Here is an 18,728-nt window from a genome sequence, read left to right on the forward strand (position 1 = left end):
TACAAAGGTAGTACTAAAAACCATACCAATGTAAAAGATAGTATTATGTTTTACCAAGTAATTGTGTTTGTTTGGGTAAAATGCTGTTTTTTAGAATGTTAAATTTTGTTTTTGAAAAATTGAAAAAAGAATGTGGAACCTATTTCAATCTGTCCGGATTTTGTTTAAGAAAGCTCTCCCATCCGGAATACGATTTCGTATCTGCTATGGTACCGGAATTAAAATGATGACATACAGCTACGGCAAGACCATCGGAAGCATCTAAATATTTTGTAGGAAACTCCTTTAATTTAAGAAGGTTCTGAAGCATTCCTGCTACCTGTTCCTTGCTGGCATTTCCGTTTCCGGTGATCGCCATTTTGATTTTTTTTGGAGAATATTCGGTTATAGGAATATTTCTGTAAAGACTGGCTGCCATAGCAACGCCCTGAGCACGGCCAAGTTTTAGCATACTCTGAACGTTTTTCCCATAGAAAGGAGCTTCAAGAGCTACTTCATCAGGATGAAACTCATCAATAAGAGAAAGGGTTCTTTCAAAAATATACTTCAGCTTGGTTTCGTGATTGGGATATTTTTTCAGGATAAGTTCATGAATAGAAACCATCTCCATTTTTCCTTTTTTTACGGAGATGATACCAAATCCCATTACCGTTGTCCCCGGGTCAATTCCTAAAATTATTTTCTCTGAAATCATTGCTTCAAAGATAGGACTTTCTATGTTTTTTTAGTGGAAAAAGTATTGGTAATGATTTTCGTTTATGTTTGAAATTTTAATATCTTTAAATAAAAATGATCATGAAAAATGTATTTAATGTATTAATTGTTCCTGTCTTTCTCTTGTTTAGCCTTAAAGAGAGAAATAATTTAGTTCAGAATAAGCATTCAGAAGCTTTTACAGCAAAGAGCGAACGGATCATTTATTTGTTTTTCAAAGCAGATAAAGATCAGTCGGGAAATGCAAAAATTACTCTCCAGAGTACTAAAATTGCAGATGGCAGATTGAAACAGATGCCTTCATTTGAAAGAAACAACATCCGTAAGGGTGATCTTGTGATTACATTAACAGGAGCTGACGGAAAAGAAATGGGTAAACAGCTGGTGAAAGATCCTTTCAATCCTGAACTGGAAGTATATGAAAAAGAGGGAATATCCAGACATAAAGCTTCCCTTCAAAATACCGAATTCAGTGCCAGGTTTTCTTACTCTGAAAATGTACAGTCGGTAAAGATTGAAAAAGCAACTGAGGATGGTGCACAAGTAATATTCACACAAAAACTATAATCATGAAAAAAACTTTATTATCCCTTTTAATAGGAAGCAGTTGTTTTGCCCAGACTTTTGAGACCGTTCCGCTATTACAGAACGGGGACAACAGTAAGCGGATTGTTATTGCAGTGTTGGGAGACGGGTTTACCGCTGCACAGCAAACTGCTTTTACCACATCGGCTCAGAATACGATCAATTATCTTTTTACGAAAAGTCCCTATACAGAATATAAGAATTACTTTAATGCCTATGCGGTAAAAGTAATTTCCACAGAATCAGGAGTAAAGCATCCCGGAACCGCAGCAGATGTTGCAGAACCTGTAATTCCTGTAACTAATCCCAATAACTATCTTGGGTCTACTTTCGATGTAGGAGTTCACAGATGTATATACAGCAATACTACCAATAAAGTAGGACAGGTTCTGGCCGCCAATATCCCGGATTATGATATTACTTATGTGCTGGGTAATTCTACAGAATACGGAGGTTGTGGCGGTACCTATGCTTTTGCTTCACTCAACGGTTCTTCCAATGAAATTGTAGTGCATGAACTGGGACATTCCTTTGGAAAATTGGCCGATGAATATTGGTTTTCCGGTTCGCTGGAATCTCCCAATAAAACACAAAATTCTAATCCGGCAACGATAAAATGGAAAAACTGGGTAGGATTAAATGGGGTAGGAGTTTACGCCCATGCTGAAAGCCCAAGCTGGTTCAGGCCGCATCAGAGTTGTGAAATGAGATATCTTAACCAGCAATTCTGCTCTGTATGTAAAGAGGCGATTATTGAAAGGATTCATACTCTGGTTTCCCCTGTAGATTCCTATACTCCGGCCAATAATACAACCGTTGATGCTACATCCAATGTTACCTTCACGGTCAACGAAATTCTTCCCATTCCGAACACGCTGGTTAATTCATGGAGCTTAAACGGAACGGCTCTGGGAGCAACGGGAAGTAGCATAACGATTACTCCCGGACAACTTAACAACGGAAATAATACTTTGACATTATCGGTAGTGGATAACAATCCGCTTTTAAAAGTAGACAATCACAGCACACTCCATGTTACCAATGTTTCATGGACACTGAGCAAATCAACTCTTAAACTCTCAGAAGTCAAAGCGGAAGAGCGTCGTTTCAGTATTTACCCTAATCCTACAGATGGCGAATTTTTTATTAAAGGCAAACAGGGCTTTTCAAAAGATGTAAAAGTAGAAGTGTATGACGCTTCAGGAAAACTTATTCCATCCAGATTTGAACTGAATGATTCTGCAATTCGGGTTGATATTAAAAACTATCCGGCAGGTACGTATCTGTTGAATGTAAAAGAAAATAAAAACCTGATCATTTCTCAGAAAATCATTAAAGAATAATTACACGAAACCGGCTCTGGGAGCCGGTTTTATTTTTCCAGTTTTTTCTCTGCTATGGGTACCCACCGTCCGTCATGGCGAAGAAGTATTATTTTATCTACTAAGAATTTAGTTTTGTATTCCATGTTTTCATATTTTTCCCAGGCTTTAAGATAATTTTCCCAGGCCAGATCTCTGTATCCTACAGTCATATGCGGATTAAACGAATACTTTGCGAAATTAAAACGCTCTTTTACCCTATGATAAAGTTCTGTTAATTGACTACTTTCTTTGGGCTGAATATAGAGGACAGGATTTTTAGGATTGGGAAAGCTTCCAAAACCATCCAGTTCTATTTCAAAAGGTCTGATGTCCGTATTGATCTTCTGAAAAGCAATATGGATATCCTCCTCCAGCTCAATTTCTCTTGAAAAGGGAGGGAAGAGCGTAATATGTGCTTCATTTTTCAAAGCCTTGGAATTGGCATAATTGGTTGCCAGATCTTTTTTAAAGACTTTTATTTCCTCAATAATCTCCTGCGGAGGATAAACTGCAATGAAATACATTTTTTTCATACGGTAATTTAGTCTTTTTAAAATTCCGGAAATTAATGTTTTATCCTGAGCTGTGTAAGCGTATTCTCAAGATGATCAGTGATCTTTTTTACTTCAATATGAGGTCTGAAGATCGCTCCCTTTCCTCTTTCTTCATCAGCAATATTAGAAAGAATGATTACGGAAGTTCTGGTCTCCGGATAATAAATATTTAAAGAAGGAGAACCTTTTACATAACCACTGTGGAAATAGGAATTGGGCTGGCCGATGTTAAGCATAATTCCGTAAGCATAACCCATTTTCCCAAAGATAGCATGGTGTCTTTCCGCACTTTTGGCCATGAAGAGCTTCAACGTTTCGGGTTTTAGAATTTTCCCGCTGTACAGAGCATTATTCCACAAATGAAGATCTTCAATGGTAGACAGTATTCCTCCGGCAGGTGTTCCGATTTCTGATCCGCCTAATCTTTTCGGCATATTGGGAACTTCTGAGAACTTGGAAGGTGTCCCAACATAAGCATTGGCAAAGTTATTTCCTTTGAAAATGTCTCCTGTTGAGGAGTGAGTCATCCCTGTTCTTTTAAAAAGTTCCAATGCATTTTCATGATAGGATTTTCCCGAGACTTTTTCCACAATTTTTCCAAGTGCATTAAAACCATCGTTGGAGTAATAGAAATCTGATCCGCTTTTAAACATCAGCTTTCCACCCATCAGATTTAATCCCGAAGTATGGTTTAAGAGTTGGTGAATCGTAATGTTTTCATATTCCTTGATCTGAAATTCCTTCAGGTATTTTGAAGCCTTATCTGTCACATTCAGTTTTCCCTGCTCCATCTGAAGTAAGATCAAAACAGCGGTAAATTGTTTGCTCACAGATCCTATCGCAAAAATGGTATTGCTGTCAATTTTAGTTTTCTTCTTAAAATCAGAATATCCGTTTTCTCTTCTGTAAAGAGGAATGGTGTCTTTAAAAACGGCAATGCTCCCATTGAAATGATACTTTTTAAAAGCAGAATCAATCTGTTGTTCCAAAAGTGTTTTCTGAAAAGCCGAGATGGTGGAATCTATAATTGCTTTTTTATCAACCGGGGTAATTTTTGGACCCTCAGTTGTTGTACAGGAAAATAAAAAACAGAAAAAAGACAGGAATAATAAATTTTTGATCACAGGTGTTGTATTTTTAAATGATGATTATACTCTTAAAGATACTAAAATATCCTGAAGAGCATTAAGAGAAGCAAATTGCGTGCTAGGACAGGCTGCTGGAACAACTTTATATAGATTTAATCAGCTTTTGTGGAATATTTCAATGTTATGAATAAGGGAATTGCTGAGAAAAAAAATATATTGAAAAAACCTGTGGACGGAAGCTCACAGGTTTATCTTAATATCAGGTCACTGAACCAGAAAACATATTCTCCGTCTTCTTCTTCAGGACTTGTTTTAGGCTTAGGATAAGTCTTTTTGACGGTTTCCCCGATTTTGAATTCAACAGGATTTTTGAAAATAGGTCCATCAAAAGTAAAGGTATGAAACTCTCCGTTTTCTCCGCACGGATCTACATTTTCAGGAAGGTCATCAATGAATTGCTGATCAATAATCCTTCCGGCGAAGCTTTTATCAAGAAAAGATCCGTTCACACACGTTACAATCGTTTTAAAGCCAAGATCTAAAAATTCACGGATGAGGTCAGTTGTATCTTGTTTCCATAGGGGAAATAAGGCTTTCATACCGATAGCATTTAATTGGTCTTCCCTGTATTTTCGCAGGTCTTCCAGAAAAATATCTCCGAAAATGGAATGGGTAATGCCCTGAGCCTTAATTTCAGTCATTGTCTTACTCATGATCTGTTGGTATTCTTCCATGGATGGTTCTTTGGGAAGTTCCATTTTGATCAAAGAAATCCCAAGGCTTTCTGCCTGTTTTTCTAAAAGCGATACATGAACTCCATGCATAGAAATCCTTTGAAATTCCTGATTGATGCTGGTAAGCAGTGTAGAAATCTCATATTGATCCTCCTTTAGTATTTTATAAAGAGCAAGGGAAGAATCTTTTCCGCTGCTCCAGTTGAATAATGCTTTTGGTTTCATTGTAAAAATAAAAATCTCCCAAAAGTAGGGAGATTTTCTTATTTTGAAACGGGCTTTCCGTAGTTATTTTGGGGGCTTGTAATATCAAGCTTTTCCTTTTCTGTCTGTTCTCTTTTTTGTAATTCTTCAGCATTTCTAGCCATATCGCTTTTGTGAGCATTTTCCACAGGAGTAGTTTTACAAGAACTTAATACCACAAAAAGACCAAACACCGAAATAATTTTAATACATGTTTTCATTCGAATTTTTTGATGACAAATATATAGGGTCAAGATAGTTTATTTTTAATTTTTAACAAACATTATCAATCTGCTTATCAAAAATTAGCATTTTTTCACATTAAAAATAAAAACCTCAAAGAAATCCTTTGAGGTTTTATATAAAAGATGTTTGCTGTATAAGCTTACATATTTCTTCTGTACTTACCACCCACTTCAAATAAAGCGTTGGTAATTTGTCCTAAAGAACAGTATTTTACAGCATCCATCATCACTTCAAACAAGTTTTGCTGGTTGATGGCTGCATGCTGAAGTTTTCTTAAAGCTTCCTCAGACTTATTTTCATTGGCCTGCTGGAAGTTGTGAAGAGACTCAATCTGTGCCTGTTTCTCCTCTTCCGTAGAACGGATAACCTCTCCCGGTAAAACGGTTGGTGAACCATCTTTTCCTAAGAAGGTATTCACTCCGATAATAGGATATTCACCGGTATGTTTCAGCCATTCGTAATGCATTGATTCTTCCTGGATTTTTGAACGCTGATACATCGTTTCCATCGCTCCGAGAACACCGCCTCTTTCTGTGATTCTGTCGAATTCCGTATATACAGCTTCTTCTACAAGATCCGTTAATTCTTCAATGATGAATGACCCCTGAAGCGGATTTTCGTTTTTAGCCAATCCTAATTCTTTATTGATGATTAACTGGATTGCCATCGCTCTTCTTACAGACTGCTCTGTAGGAGTAGTGATCGCTTCATCATAAGCATTGGTATGAAGTGAATTACAGTTATCGTAGATCGCATACAGTGCCTGAAGCGTGGTTCTGATATCGTTGAAATCAATTTCCTGAGCGTGCAGTGAACGTCCCGAAGTCTGGATGTGGTATTTCAGCATCTGACTTCTTTCGTCTGCTCCGTATTTTAATTTCATCGCTTTTGCCCAGATTCTTCTTGCCACACGTCCGATTACTGAATATTCAGGATCGATACCGTTGGAGAAGAAGAAAGATAAGTTCGGTGCAAAATCATTGATATCCATTCCACGGCTTAAATAATATTCAACATAAGTGAACCCGTTGGCCAGTGTGAATGCCAATTGGGAAACCGGATTGGCTCCTGCTTCAGCAATATGGTATCCCGAAATAGAAACAGAGTAGAAGTTTCTTACTTTTTCTCTGATGAAATATTCCTGAACATCACCCATTAATCTTAGGGCAAATTCTGTAGAGAAAATACAGGTGTTCTGCGCCTGGTCTTCTTTTAAGATATCCGCCTGAACAGTACCACGAACCGTAGCAATTGTTTTAGCTTTAATTTCTGCGTATACATCAGCAGGAATCACTTCATCACCGGTTAATCCTAAAAGCTGTAATCCCAAACCATTGTTGGATGGAGGAAGTTCGCCGTTATATTTAGGTCTTTCTAACCCTTTATCGTCAAATTTTTCCTTAAGCTTAGCCTCTACTTTAGACTCTAAACCGTTTTCTTTGATATATTTTTCAACATTCTGATCGATGGCAGCATTCATAAAGAAGGCCAACAGCATCGGTGCAGGACCGTTGATCGTCATTGAAACCGAAGTTAGTGCGTTGACAAGATCAAATCCGGAATATAATTTCTTAGCATCATCCAGTGTTGCAATAGAAACTCCCGCATTCCCGATTTTACCATAAATATCCGGTGGTAAAGCAGGATCCTGGCCATATAAGGTTACAGAGTCAAATGCTGTAGATAAACGTTTTGCAGGCATTTCTGCAGAAACATAATGGAATCTTCTGTTGGTTCTTTCAGGGCCTCCTTCTCCTGCAAACATCCTTGTCGGATCTTCACCGGTTCTTTTGAACGGATAAATACCTGCCGTATAAGGGAAGCTTCCCGGAAGGTTTTCCTGGCCTTTCCATCTGATCAGATCACCCCAGTCATTGTATTTTGGTAATGCAATTTTAGGAATTCTCAGGTGAGATAAAGACTCAGTAGAAGTTTCAACTTTAATTTCTTTTCCTCTTACGAAATAAGAATAAAACTCTGCATGGAATGCTTTTTTTGTATCATCCCAGGTCTTCAGGAAATCGATATTTTCCTGTTGCAGCTCTTTTTCCGCCTTTTGGTATTCAGCATCCAGAGCTTCATTGGAAATGATATTTTTTACGCCTTCAATATGATACATTTTTCTGGCCAGTTCAGCCTGTTTCTCAATATTGATGTCGTATTGTTTATTGTTTTCAACAATTTCAGAAAGGTAACGGACTCTTTTTGGAGGAATAATCGTTACTTCTTCTGTCACTTCCTGTTCAACAAAAGTTTTTAGATTCAATCCGGAGAATTTATCGTTTACTTTTGAAATTAATCTGTTGTATAATTCTGTTGTTCCATGATCATTAAACTGAGACGCCTTGGTAGCATACACCGGCATATCATCTAATGGGCTTTCCCATAGCAAATGGTTTCTCTGGAACTGTTTTCTTACGGCCTGAAGAGCATCCAGTGCTCCACGTTTGTCAGATTTATTCAATGCTACCAGATCCGCATAGTCTAACATGTCGATTTTTTCCAGCTGAGTAGATGCTCCATATTCAGGAGTCATTACATACATGGAAACATCTGCGAAATCAGAAACTTCTGAACCAGACTGCCCGATTCCCGAAGTTTCAAGGATGATGACATCCGGATGAGCCAGTTTTAATACATTCAGTGCAGAATGAATAAATGGAGAAACAGAAACGTTGTTTTCTCTGGTTGCCATAGAACGCATATAAACTCTTGGATCATTGATTGCATTCATACGGATTCTGTCTCCCAATAAAGCACCTCCGGTTTTCTTTTTCGAAGGGTCAATGGAAATAATAGCGATTTTTTTGTCTGTATTGGAACGTAAGAAACGCCTTACCAGTTCATCCGTTAATGAAGATTTACCTGCTCCTCCGGTACCTGTAATACCAATGATTGGAATAGTCAGGTCTTTAGACTTTTCGTCAATAGCTTTTACAAGCTCAGGTTTTTCCTCTGAAAAGTTTTCAACGGCTGAGATAATTTGTGCAATGCTTGAAGGGTTTTCAAAGCTGATATCATCAAGATCTTTTGCTGTAACATCTTTTCCTGTTGCAAAATCTGATCGTTGTACCAGGTCATCAATCATTCCCTGAAGCCCAAGCTCACGGCCGTCATCCGGAGAATAAATTCTGTCGATACCATAAGACATAAGGTCTTTGATTTCTTCCGGAAGGATTACACCGCCTCCGCCGCCAAAAATTTTGATCTGCGGTGAGTTTTTTTCTCTCAAAAGGTCATAGATATATTTGAAATATTCATTGTGACCTCCCTGATATGAAGTTAATGCAATAGCATTGGCATCTTCCTGGATGGCTGTATTTACAACTTCCTCTGCTGATTTATCGTGTCCCAGGTGGATCACTTCGCATCCTGTTCCCTGAATGACACGACGCATAATATTGATCGCAGCATCGTGCCCATCAAATAATGAGGCAGCAGTTACGATTCTTACCTTGTTGGTTGGAGTATATTTTTGGGTTTCCATAAAAATTCTAGACAGTTTCTAAGTTCTCAAATATAGCAATAAAATAAAAACCTCGTATTGTAGGATAAAATTCTGATTTTTAAACGTTTATGATAATTGTTTTTTAAGTTCGAAATACTTTGTTAGAGGCTAGGTCTGTATTTTACAGATTACTACACTATTCTGTAAAAATATAAATGTCAGCAGATAATAACCCGCTGACATTTTTTCTTTTGTGTCATGAAGTTTAGTCTTTATTTCATAAAAAATGATCTGTATTATTATTTTTCTGAAAAAAGTGTTTTTCTTTTGCTGTCCAGCCCCCAGTTTAATCCTAAAAATGTAATAAGATTATTCTTGTCACCATAATTTTTTCCAAAGGCAGCATTGATATACACACTGTCAGACACTTTATAGTTGATTACTCCATTGGAACGGTAGGTGTCATCCAAATCGCTGCTTCTGTAGATGAACTCATAACCAATAGAGAATCTGTTGTATACAAGCTCTATTTTTCCACCGAAATCATAATTATCAGTCCTGCTGAATCCGCTGGCAGCATCATAAACCGTTTTATCCTGCATGTATCTCGCAACGGCATAGAAATTTAATCTTTTCTCAATTTTTGAAGCATCTGTGGTGGAGGCTTCTTTGATGATTACTTTTGATTTTTCATTGTTTTGATCTTCTTTTTTCTGTGGAGTTTTTGTTCTTTCCAGATTGATCCCGGAACTCATGGTCATCCAGAATCCTAATTTCCCGAATTGATTATTCTTAAACTGATTGTCTAAAAAGAAAGTACTGTAGGCAGAAGCGACATCCAGCTGAAAAGCAGGTTTTTCGTCCAGGTACTTTTTATATTTTTCAGTTTCGGTTTTATAGTAATCTGTGACAAAGTCATCTTGTGCCTTTGAAAGTTTTTCTTCCTTTTCGCTTTGACTTATATCGGATTTCATAATATCCATGAACTTGGGTGATTGTTCAAATTCTCTTTGAATATCGGTTAATTCTCTGGAAATATTATTATTTGAAGCCGCAATAGCCTCTATATTTTTTTTATTCCTTACTTTAAACACAGTGGTTCTCAAAGAAAAAGAGACCGAGGGATTTTCCGTATTAAGATCTTCAATTTTATAATTTCTCAGAAAGGCAAATGAGACGGAAACGTTTTTGGCTTCACTGAAAATATTATTTCTATACTCTTCTGTATGGTCAGCGTTTTTGATCGTTTTAATGCCGGCATACTTCAATGCATCCATTTCTGTCAAGGGAAATAAATGAGTGGGAGTAAGTTCTACAGCATAGGCGTTGGGAAGACCTTCATTTTCGCTGAATGAATTGACAATACTGGACATAAAAGCCTTTTTTGATTTCGGGGTCTCCAGATCAGAACTTGCCAAGCCGAGAAGCATTACACTTGGTGCATTGGAAAGCTCGAGTTTATTTAACTCTGCACTGATTTCTTTGCTTTGAGCAAACGATAATGTTATATTTAACATCAGCGCTGCTAGTAGTACTATCTTTTTCATAGCTCAACTTTTATGTATTTATAAACACCATAGATAAACTTACCGGATAAATCATCAGTGGTTTTACCTTCAAAAGGATTGAAATGAAAATTCCTGGAAGGAATCTGAGGAAATTCAAACTTTATCCTGCATGTATTGATTAAAATCTGCAGATGATTTACCTGCATATTAATATTGAAAGAAGTTGCGAAAAGTAAATGATCTGATGCTAAATCTGCTTTTGGAATGGTGAAAGAGAATTTATCGTCATTTAAATTATTATCATCTATTCTCTTTCCATTAATGATAAAATGAGGGTCGCCAAATTGTGTGTTGGCACTGATGATTACATTCACTTCAACATTATTTTCTTTAAAGTGAGTGATTTTTACTGTTTTTTGAGGGATTTTTTTCATGTCTGTTGACTTTTGGGTTTGTGGATTCAGCTCTTAATTCTATTTCAAATGTATAATTTGTAATATTGGTATTCAATTACCTTTTTGGGTGATTTTGTATTGCTTTAAAATATAAAAGCAGTCTTTTATCCAATAATTAAATAGTTCCAATGATTCTGCGCCACAATTAAATTTTCTATTTTTGCAGCATATTTTTACAGACATGCAAAAAGCGTTGATATATTTCGCATTGGGAACTGTAGTAAGCTTCCTGATTAATTATTTCTTTTTAAGTTCAGAAAACATCGGTTTGGAGTTATATTATGCCGTTGCTTTTGGTGCTGCCTGGGGTATTGCTTATTATTTGGATACTCCGGATTTCACATTGGCTAAAAAGCTGGGGCTATCTTTTGTAGTGATGGCTATACTGGTTGGGGCAGGTACTTTAATTTTTAAACTTGAACTGGCTATTCCATCTATACTGAAGTTTTCCATGGTATTTGTGGCCTATTATGTCATCGCAAGTTTCAGGGCAACAAAGTCACTGAGAAAATAAATAAAAAAGAGGCTGTCCGATACGACAGTCTCTTTTTTTTTATTAATGAATCATCATGAAACTGATCAGGGCAAGACCCAGCAGTAAAAACATGAAGGCAATAAAGTTAATGGTGAATAATATCATCCCGACAATAATGCTTACCAAACCATGAGCACGATAAACGCGCCGGTGGGCAATAAAAAAATAGGCCATCGTGTACAATGACAGGATTGATATTGCTAAATACAAAATGGTATTAACCGGCCAGAGGTCTGTGAGACCCGCTAATTTGGAGAGTAAGAAAATGAATAAGATGGTGAGCAGTAAAAATGAGAAGTAATGCAGCGTGAAAATTCCGTGATCAAAATACCACCATTTTTTCTTACTATGGAAAAACCATAAAAAGAATGCAAAAAGAGGAAGGTAGATAAAAAGTGCTTTGGGAAGATTGTGGAAAGACTTTTCTACCATACCGGCCATAATCTCTTTTTTCTTCACCCCTTTTTCTTTAAGTTCAAAGAATTTGTGAACAATTGGGGCTTCAATAAAAGTAAGAGATGACGGATTTTTGGCTTTAGCCGAATCATAAGCCTTTCGGGTTTTGTATTCACCAAAACTGACATCCGGATCTATCTTTTTGTCCATGTCAATGATATCTTCTATTTCAGAAGAGTCGGGAACTGCTTTCAGTCCTTCAATGGCAAGAGAGTCTTCCCCATTCAGATGTTTTTTTGCTTTTATACTGTCTATCAGCTTTTGTTTTTCAACAGGCTTCATGACTTTCAGAAGATTCGTCTTGCCATTTTCTCCGGTATTTCTCTCTTTCGAAGAACCAATATTAACCATAGGAAAAAGGGCAAACACAAAAAATGTAATGAAACTGACAAAAATATAAAGCTTTACAGGGGGTACAAACTTCTGTCTTTTCCCTTCAAGATAAGTATTAGTCAGTTTACCAGGCTTAAATAACAGGTTTTTTACAGTTCCCCAGAACTGGCCATCATAATGCGTGAAATCTTCAATGAAATGGGTAAAAAGAAAATAAAAGGGCTGCCGTCTTTCAGTATTTTCCTGTCCGCAGTGAGGGCAGTATCTTTCTTCAACCTGATGCCCGCAGTTCAGGCAGGTTTTGTCTTCTCTTAGTTTTCCGTGACTCATGGATATAGAATATGATTAACGCAAATATAAATATTTCAATGAAATTATAATTATATCCAGGTGTTTTACGGAAATCTTTAAAGTAAATTTAATAAAAAGAAAGAGTTGAGGGAATAAACTCTTTGCTGTTTCATTGTGTTTTTAGAATCTTCGAAGTGTTTTTTTTCACCGGCTCATAAGTTCGCAAGTTTTATGCCAAATTGTAAATAATGTTAAAATCTATTGATAGAGGGGTATAACACATGGATTATATAGATTAAATAAAATATGTTTTTGGGTTACAAAAATAATTTGTACCTTTGCACACCCTTTTAGGGGTAAATTATGTTTAATCTTTAACTAAAACGTGTGAATACATTAAGTTACAAAACTGTTTCAGCGAACAAAGCTACTGCTAATAAAGAATGGGTTGTGGTAGACGCTGAAGGACAGCCGTTAGGTAGATTAGCTTCTACGGTTGCAAAGATTTTGAGAGGTAAGCACAAAACGAACTACACACCTCACGTAGATTGTGGTGATAACGTAATCGTTTTGAATGCTGGGAAAATTACACTTTCCGGAAACAAGTGGGCTGATAAGACTTATATCTGGCATACAGGATATCCTGGTGGACAGAAGTCTATGACTGCGGCTGAACTTCAGAAGAAAGATTCTTTAAAGGTATTAGAGAAATCTGTAAAAGGTATGTTACCTAAAAACAGATTAGGAGCTGCTATCCTTAAGAACCTTTACTTATATGAAGGAACTGAGCACAAACATGAAGCTCAACAGCCAAAAACAATTAATGTTAACGAATTTAAATAATTAATTATGTCTATAGTTCACAAAATCGGAAGAAGAAAAACTTCTGTAGCTAGAGTTTATGTAAAACCAGGTTCTGGTGTTATTACAGTAAACGGTAAAGATGCTAAAGAATATTTCTCTACAGACGTGATGGTTTACAAATTAAACCAACCGTTTATCCTTTCTGAGACTGTTGGTCAGTATGACGTTACCGTAAACGTATTCGGTGGTGGTAATACAGGTCAGGCAGAAGCTATCAGATTAGGTATTTCTAGAGCTTTATGCGAAATCAACGCTGAGTTCAGATTAGCATTGAAGCCAGCTGGTTTACTTACAAGAGACGCAAGAATGGTGGAAAGAAAGAAGCCAGGTCAGAAAAAAGCAAGAAAGAGATTCCAATTCTCAAAACGTTAAGATTTCTCGTTGGCAGATGGCTTATGGCTATTGGCTACAGGAATGTATTAAATTTTTTTTAAACTTAATCTCGGCGAAAAGCCCATTGCCAAAAGCAAAAAGCAGACCGCCAATTGCCCGTTACGTTTAGCATCCAAACGCTTCTCCCATCTAAAGAAGTTGTTGATTGTTTAAAAGACGGAAAGTAAACTAACAAAAACAGAAAACATGGCAAAAGCAAATGTAAAAGACCTTTTAGAGGCTGGCGTACACTTCGGTCACATGACCAGAAAGTGGAATCCAAATATGGCTCCATACATTTTTATGGAGAAAAACGGTATTCACATTGTAGACTTACATAAAACAGCAGTTAAATTGGATGAAGCTTGCAACGCTTTAGAAAAATTAACTTCTGCAGGTAAAAAAGTTCTTTTCGTAGCTACTAAGAAGCAAGCGAAAGAAGTAGTTGCAAAACACGCTTCTGAACTTAATATGCCTTATATTACAGAAAGATGGCCAGGTGGTATGTTAACGAACTTCGTTACTATCAGAAAGGCTGTAAAGAAGATGAATGCTATCGACAAAATGAAAAAAGACGGTACGTTCGAAACTTTATCTAAAAAAGAAAGATTACAAGTTGACAGACAAAGAGCTAACCTTGAGAAGAACTTAGGTTCTATCGCTGACATGGTAAGACTTCCATCTGCTGTATTTGTAGTTGATATCTTGAGAGAACACATCGCGGTAACTGAAGCTAAGAAATTAGGTATTCCAGTTTTCGGTATCGTTGATACAAACTCTGACCCTAGAAAAGTTGACTTCGTTATCCCAGGAAACGATGATGCTTCTAAGTCTATTGATATGATCCTTAGCGTAGTTTCTGAATCTATCAAAGAAGGTCAGTCTCAAAGAAAAGCTGATAAAGAAAAATCTAAAGAAGAAGGAGAAAAAGTATCTGCTGATACAGATGCTGATTTCGATGCGGAATAATTGAAGATTTTCTTTAATATAGGAAAAACGCTGGATTTCGATCCAGCGTTTTTTTATTTATATCAGAAATCATTTCTTTGGATTCTTATTTTTGATGTTATGTTTTCTCCGCTTTAAGTGTATTTGTTTCTGCAAGCCTTAATAAAGGGTCAGAATATTCATTAAAATAAAAACCAGCAGAATTTCTGCTGGTTATATCTTAATTTGAAAGTTTTATAGAATAAGAAGTTGTGATAAACTTTGTAGACTGGTATACCGAGTTGCAAAGAATACCCGATAATCTGTAATTTTGATTTTTCGGAACCATGGTATATCCAATTTTCCCTGCCCCAATGGGGATTTTCTTGAAGAAATTACCCCCGCTTACCGTAAGCACCATATTGCATGGAGATTTGTTTTCTACAGAAATAGAAGTCCTGGGATTCTTCGGATCATCATTATTCAGAAGGTCGTTCAGAACTTCAGCTGTTTCCGGCTTGTAGGTCTTTATAAGTTCATTATATTCTCTTTCTGTATTGGCTCTGTTGCCTGTTGAGTTACCGGCAGGATAGGAGGTTCTTCCCGGATAACCGCCGTAATTTACATTACAACCGGCAAAGATTACTGAAACTCCGGCAAAAACTAATAGTTTTTTCATACTATTTTATTTTTTGTTTTTTCTTTTGTTTGATGGCCTGTTTTTCTGAACCTCATCCTTTTTGATTGCACTGGCTTGCGTTTCGGACATTTTCGGGCTGTCCACCGTTACAAATATACTTTTTTTAATATCTTTCTGGGAGAAATATTTTATATCACAAATATTACTGCTGAGCGTGTATGAACCTTTATTGATCACAATAAAATTTTCTCCGTGGGCAGGAACAGCGAGGTTATAGAAGTCTTTTCCCTCAACTCTCAATACAATATTACAATCAGAATTATTTTTAAATAAGAGTATAGCCTCCTTGCGTGTAATATCTTCATTGAACATTGCATTCAGAAGCTTCACTGTTTTCTCCTTATGTTCAGCAGAAGTCTCTGCGATAAGTTTTTTAAACTCTTCAGCATCATCTGAATTAGGGTTTCTCATAATGCTTTTAGGGATATCGGAGATAACAGGCCTTGCTTCCATAGGTTTGGCAGTACGGGCTCCCTTTGTCCATTCAGAGTTTTTTAAAGCAATAAGCTTAGGCTTCAGCACAGTTCTTTTGGGATCATCAGGGTGTGCATTCTTTAGGTATTCTTCAATTTCTTTAATATTCGTGCTCTTTAGAATATCTTTACTGCTTTTCTGAGCCTGCGCAAAGCCGGCAATAAGAAAAGTGAAGAATAAAATCGTTAAAAAATTTTTTTTCATCAGGTTTTTATTTCATCAGCTTATCCGGAATTTGATGTAAGTTATGGTTTTCCCTTTCGCTGAGAATAACTCTTCATAATACGTTTTGATATCTCTCAAATGCTCCGTATTTGGGTCGTATTCCGGGGCGCCATAGATATCATGATGAGCAGAAATGATCTCATAACCTGCTCCCTGTAAATATCCCAGCGTATACCCATGCAGGAATTCTGAATCGGTTTTCAGGTGGATAATACCTCCTGGCTTCAGAAACTTTTTATATCGGTTTAAAAAATCCGGATGTGTTAATCTGTGTTTTGTTCTTTTGTATTTAATCTGTGGATCAGGGAATGTAATCCAGATTTCATCTACTTCATTTTCTGCAAAGAAATAATCTACAAGTTCTATCTGAGTTCTCAGAAAAGCTACATTAGTCATGTTGTTTTCTACAGCTTCTTTAGCGCCAAACCAAAATCTTGCCCCTTTAATATCAACCCCGATAAAGTTTTTTTCAGGAAATGTTTTTGCGAGTCCTACAGAATATTCTCCTTTTCCGCAGCCCAGCTCCAGTACAATAGGATTGTCATTTTTAAAGAAATTTTCTCTCCATTTTCCTTTAAGTTCGAAACCATTCAAAGCATCTTCTCTTGTTGGTTGAATGACATTCGGTAATATTTTGTTTTCTGCAAATCTTGCTAATTTATTCTTGCCCATTGAGTTATAAAATGAGTGCAAAAATAGTGAAAATTTATGGAGTCTCTATGTCTTTTGGTAGTAAAAGACATAGAGATCATTCGTTCCTGGTTTCTGTTAATGGCTTCCTAAAGCCACCATAATTGGCCTTTCAATTGTTTTTTGCGACGCATATTGAGCCCCGCAAACCAGGCTGGTGAAAAGATATTGCCCTTTATCTATCACAATGGAACCTTCACCCTGAGCAGGAACGGCCAGCCTGTATTTGGTAGTTCCTACACCTTCCATTCTTACAATGATATTACAGTCTGATTTATTTTGTATCAAAACGATGCATTCTTTAGTATTGGGATCATTATCAAATAAGGAATTCAGGATCTTTACAGTTCTGTTTTTATGTTCTACAGGAGATACAGCCATCAGCATGTTGAATTCTTCTGCTTCAGTATTGGGAACGGCAGTGTTGGCAGCAGCATTTACAACATATGTATTTTGAGCAGTGCTGGGCGTATACACCGTAGTAGATTGTTTTGCCGCAAGCTCAGCTTTATATTTTGCAATCTGTTTTTGTTTGATGATGGCATTCATTTCATCAAAAGTAATTTTGGTAGAAGGTCTTCTCCGTAGCATAGCAAGCATTTCCTGCATATCTTTTACTTTTTGATCAGCAGGATGTGCATTTTTGATATACTCTTTCATCATTTCCATAACCCTCGGTTTAAGAACGGACCTTCGGGGATCATCAGGATGGGCATCCCGTAAAAAAGCATTGATCTCGTAAATATTCTTACTTTTCAAAATATCACTGTAGTCTTTCCCTTTTTTTTGAGAAGACATAGTAACGAAAAACATACAACAAAGAAGTAAAAGTACTTTTTTCATTAATTCATATTAAGTTAGAAATTTGGTGTTTCTCTTTTAATTTGCTTTCACGGATCGGTTAGTTTTTATTTTGATAACGAAATACCAGTGTTTTTATTTTAAACACTTGTTTGTGAGATAAAATTAAACATATTTTTGAATATTAAAGAATAATATGTTCTAAAAGTTGAATAATCCATAGTGTTGCTGCTCTAATGAAGCATCATTGCTGTTTTTCAGCCATTCAACAAAAAATACCCCATGTAATGTACATGAGGTATAAAATATTTCAAATGATTCTTTTATTAATTGCTGCCTACAACTTCCTGAAGATGTGAGCTTCTTAACCTTTTCTGATAAATAGGAAGATATTTTTCAATAGGAACTTTTATTGCTTCAAAGTTACCCGCCAAAACATAAGCCTGGATATTTTCTGAGGAATACACAAACTGAAGAAAGTTATCAATTAAGTTTTCCGGTATTTTAAATTTTGTGAAATAATCTTTACCCAGATAATTTTTAATCTGTGCTATAGAACTGTTCATTCTTTCATAAGCCTGATAACGCTGTTTTTTCTTTCTTTCTCCGGAAAGAATATCATAGATGCTTTCCAGGCTGAAGGTAAGCCCACCATCCCGTAGCCCGGCAACAGGAAGTTCCGGAGGTGTTCCGTCACCTTTTGGTTCAGGAAGACCAATTACTTTTTTTAGAGCGTATGCTTTGTCTTCTTTTCTTAAAGAGTTTACATCATACCGCAGATTTCCGGTAGGTTTAAACCTGCTGAGAACGATTTCCTGAATTTCGTAATACGCAATTTTGAGCTCAACCAGATTTTTCTGCTCCATAGATTGAGGAGTCAGTTTGATGTCTTTTCTTTCGGTCACAATAGAGGTAAACCGGATCACGTCCCCGATATTGGCAGGAATATTAAAATTACCATTGTAGTCCGTGAGAACGGTTTTTTGTGTATTCAGGTTGGTGACATACACCTGATTGAGATATAAAATAGAGTTGTCTCTCAGAAATACCTCCCCGGAATATATTTGTGCATTAATTTTTGCCAGAAAAACCAATAGCAGTAGAGTAAACAGTTTCTTCAT

At 36.6% G+C, this 18,728-nt stretch carries 20 protein-coding genes; 6 read left to right on the forward strand and 14 right to left on the reverse strand.

The genetic code is table 11. The annotated features are described in order from the left end of the window. Positions 1–139: 139 nt before the first annotated feature. Positions 140–694, reverse strand: coding sequence for a crossover junction endodeoxyribonuclease RuvC (ruvC, locus tag FFS26_RS17265; protein WP_034692903.1), 555 nt, complete (start codon positions 692–694; stop codon positions 140–142). A gap of 101 nt (positions 695–795) precedes the next feature. Between ruvC and FFS26_RS17270 the strand changes: the two genes are divergently transcribed. Beyond that, a complete protein-coding gene (locus FFS26_RS17270) occupies positions 796–1,281 on the forward strand; it encodes a hypothetical protein (RefSeq protein ID WP_137905656.1) in 486 nt (161 codons plus the stop codon). Between the two features lie 2 nt (positions 1,282–1,283). Further along, entirely contained in the window at positions 1,284–2,642 is a 1,359-nt protein-coding gene (locus FFS26_RS17275) for a M64 family metallopeptidase (RefSeq protein WP_137905657.1), read from the forward strand. A 29-nt stretch (positions 2,643–2,671) separates the two neighbouring features. Here FFS26_RS17275 and FFS26_RS17280 read toward each other — a convergent pair whose 3' ends face one another. The 7 genes from FFS26_RS17280 to FFS26_RS17310 form a co-directional block, all read right to left on the reverse strand. After that, positions 2,672–3,196, reverse strand: a complete 525-nt coding sequence (locus tag FFS26_RS17280; RefSeq protein ID WP_137905658.1) for a 2'-5' RNA ligase family protein — start codon at positions 3,194–3,196, stop codon at positions 2,672–2,674. 32 nt (positions 3,197–3,228) lie between these two features. Then, positions 3,229–4,341, reverse strand: coding sequence for a serine hydrolase domain-containing protein (locus FFS26_RS17285; RefSeq protein WP_110011489.1), 1,113 nt, complete (start codon positions 4,339–4,341; stop codon positions 3,229–3,231). 212 nt (positions 4,342–4,553) lie between these two features. Further along, a complete protein-coding gene (locus tag FFS26_RS17290; protein WP_137905659.1) occupies positions 4,554–5,264 on the reverse strand; it encodes a diphthine--ammonia ligase in 711 nt (236 codons plus the stop codon). Between the two features lie 38 nt (positions 5,265–5,302). Further along, on the reverse strand, positions 5,303–5,503 hold the full coding sequence (locus FFS26_RS17295) for a hypothetical protein (RefSeq protein WP_110011487.1): 201 nt from the start codon (positions 5,501–5,503) through the stop codon (positions 5,303–5,305). Positions 5,504–5,667: 164 nt separating this feature from the next. Then, positions 5,668–9,015 carry a methylmalonyl-CoA mutase family protein gene (locus FFS26_RS17300; protein ID WP_137905660.1) on the reverse strand — a complete coding sequence of 1,116 codons (3,348 nt, stop codon included), beginning with the start codon at positions 9,013–9,015 and terminating at the stop codon, positions 5,668–5,670. A gap of 260 nt (positions 9,016–9,275) precedes the next feature. Beyond that, entirely contained in the window at positions 9,276–10,523 is a 1,248-nt protein-coding gene (locus FFS26_RS17305) for a hypothetical protein (RefSeq protein ID WP_110011485.1), read from the reverse strand. Then, positions 10,520–10,918: a hypothetical protein gene (locus FFS26_RS17310; RefSeq protein ID WP_047435683.1), complete on the reverse strand. Its 399-nt coding sequence runs from the start codon at positions 10,916–10,918 to the stop codon at positions 10,520–10,522. The genes FFS26_RS17305 and FFS26_RS17310 overlap by 4 nt, the downstream gene beginning before the upstream one ends. 202 nt (positions 10,919–11,120) lie before the next feature. Between FFS26_RS17310 and FFS26_RS17315 the strand changes: the two genes are divergently transcribed. Then, a complete protein-coding gene (locus FFS26_RS17315; protein ID WP_110011484.1) occupies positions 11,121–11,453 on the forward strand; it encodes a hypothetical protein in 333 nt (110 codons plus the stop codon). 42 nt (positions 11,454–11,495) lie between these two features. On the opposite strand, the gene FFS26_RS17320 is transcribed toward FFS26_RS17315, so the two are convergent. Continuing rightward, positions 11,496–12,593 (reverse strand): DUF3667 domain-containing protein, encoded by a 1,098-nt coding sequence (locus tag FFS26_RS17320; RefSeq protein ID WP_137905661.1) that lies wholly within the window; start codon positions 12,591–12,593, stop codon positions 11,496–11,498. Positions 12,594–12,941: 348 nt separating this feature from the next. Between FFS26_RS17320 and rplM the strand changes: the two genes are divergently transcribed. From rplM to rpsB, 3 genes are all read left to right on the forward strand, one after another. Continuing rightward, on the forward strand, positions 12,942–13,397 hold the full coding sequence (rplM, locus tag FFS26_RS17325; RefSeq protein WP_002976217.1) for a 50S ribosomal protein L13: 456 nt from the start codon (positions 12,942–12,944) through the stop codon (positions 13,395–13,397). Between the two features lie 6 nt (positions 13,398–13,403). After that, a complete protein-coding gene (gene rpsI / locus FFS26_RS17330) occupies positions 13,404–13,790 on the forward strand; it encodes a 30S ribosomal protein S9 (RefSeq protein ID WP_002976218.1) in 387 nt (128 codons plus the stop codon). A gap of 207 nt (positions 13,791–13,997) precedes the next feature. Beyond that, the gene (gene rpsB / locus FFS26_RS17335) at positions 13,998–14,759 is read left to right on the forward strand and encodes a 30S ribosomal protein S2 (protein ID WP_002976219.1); all 762 of its coding nucleotides are present in this window, start codon (positions 13,998–14,000) and stop codon (positions 14,757–14,759) included. Between the two features lie 199 nt (positions 14,760–14,958). Here the strand turns inward: rpsB and FFS26_RS17340 are convergent, their stop codons facing one another. The 5 genes from FFS26_RS17340 to FFS26_RS17360 form a co-directional block, all read right to left on the reverse strand. After that, a complete protein-coding gene (locus tag FFS26_RS17340; protein WP_137905662.1) occupies positions 14,959–15,396 on the reverse strand; it encodes a DUF6759 domain-containing protein in 438 nt (145 codons plus the stop codon). 6 nt (positions 15,397–15,402) lie between these two features. Beyond that, positions 15,403–16,095 (reverse strand): DUF6759 domain-containing protein, encoded by a 693-nt coding sequence (locus FFS26_RS17345; protein WP_137905663.1) that lies wholly within the window; start codon positions 16,093–16,095, stop codon positions 15,403–15,405. 15 nt (positions 16,096–16,110) lie between these two features. Further along, on the reverse strand, positions 16,111–16,788 hold the full coding sequence (gene trmB, locus FFS26_RS17350) for a tRNA (guanosine(46)-N7)-methyltransferase TrmB (RefSeq protein ID WP_110011480.1): 678 nt from the start codon (positions 16,786–16,788) through the stop codon (positions 16,111–16,113). A gap of 96 nt (positions 16,789–16,884) precedes the next feature. After that, positions 16,885–17,649 carry a DUF6759 domain-containing protein gene (locus FFS26_RS17355; RefSeq protein ID WP_110011479.1) on the reverse strand — a complete coding sequence of 255 codons (765 nt, stop codon included), beginning with the start codon at positions 17,647–17,649 and terminating at the stop codon, positions 16,885–16,887. 284 nt (positions 17,650–17,933) lie between these two features. After that, positions 17,934–18,728 (reverse strand): hypothetical protein, encoded by a 795-nt coding sequence (locus FFS26_RS17360; protein WP_110011478.1) that lies wholly within the window; start codon positions 18,726–18,728, stop codon positions 17,934–17,936.

Source organism: Chryseobacterium sp. 2VB, from assembly GCF_005503635.1.
Classification (GTDB): domain Bacteria; phylum Bacteroidota; class Bacteroidia; order Flavobacteriales; family Weeksellaceae; genus Chryseobacterium; species Chryseobacterium cupriresistens.

Coding starts and splice junctions, on each gene's coding strand:
- ruvC (WP_034692903.1), bottom strand. CDS start 694: ATGATTTCAGAGAAAATAATTTTAGGAATTGACCCGGGGACAACGGTA.
- FFS26_RS17270 (WP_137905656.1), top strand. CDS start 796: ATGAAAAATGTATTTAATGTATTAATTGTTCCTGTCTTTCTCTTGTTT.
- FFS26_RS17275 (WP_137905657.1), top strand. CDS start 1,284: ATGAAAAAAACTTTATTATCCCTTTTAATAGGAAGCAGTTGTTTTGCC.
- FFS26_RS17280 (WP_137905658.1), bottom strand. CDS start 3,196: ATGAAAAAAATGTATTTCATTGCAGTTTATCCTCCGCAGGAGATTATT.
- FFS26_RS17290 (WP_137905659.1), bottom strand. CDS start 5,264: ATGAAACCAAAAGCATTATTCAACTGGAGCAGCGGAAAAGATTCTTCC.
- FFS26_RS17295 (WP_110011487.1), bottom strand. CDS start 5,503: ATGAAAACATGTATTAAAATTATTTCGGTGTTTGGTCTTTTTGTGGTA.
- FFS26_RS17300 (WP_137905660.1), bottom strand. CDS start 9,015: ATGGAAACCCAAAAATATACTCCAACCAACAAGGTAAGAATCGTAACT.
- FFS26_RS17305 (WP_110011485.1), bottom strand. CDS start 10,523: ATGAAAAAGATAGTACTACTAGCAGCGCTGATGTTAAATATAACATTA.
- FFS26_RS17310 (WP_047435683.1), bottom strand. CDS start 10,918: ATGAAAAAAATCCCTCAAAAAACAGTAAAAATCACTCACTTTAAAGAA.
- FFS26_RS17315 (WP_110011484.1), top strand. CDS start 11,121: ATGCAAAAAGCGTTGATATATTTCGCATTGGGAACTGTAGTAAGCTTC.
- FFS26_RS17320 (WP_137905661.1), bottom strand. CDS start 12,593: ATGAGTCACGGAAAACTAAGAGAAGACAAAACCTGCCTGAACTGCGGG.
- rpsI (WP_002976218.1), top strand. CDS start 13,404: ATGTCTATAGTTCACAAAATCGGAAGAAGAAAAACTTCTGTAGCTAGA.
- rpsB (WP_002976219.1), top strand. CDS start 13,998: ATGGCAAAAGCAAATGTAAAAGACCTTTTAGAGGCTGGCGTACACTTC.
- FFS26_RS17340 (WP_137905662.1), bottom strand. CDS start 15,396: ATGAAAAAACTATTAGTTTTTGCCGGAGTTTCAGTAATCTTTGCCGGT.
- FFS26_RS17345 (WP_137905663.1), bottom strand. CDS start 16,095: ATGAAAAAAAATTTTTTAACGATTTTATTCTTCACTTTTCTTATTGCC.
- trmB (WP_110011480.1), bottom strand. CDS start 16,788: ATGGGCAAGAATAAATTAGCAAGATTTGCAGAAAACAAAATATTACCG.
- FFS26_RS17355 (WP_110011479.1), bottom strand. CDS start 17,649: ATGAAAAAAGTACTTTTACTTCTTTGTTGTATGTTTTTCGTTACTATG.
- FFS26_RS17360 (WP_110011478.1), bottom strand. CDS start 18,728: ATGAAGAAACTGTTTACTCTACTGCTATTGGTTTTTCTGGCAAAAATT.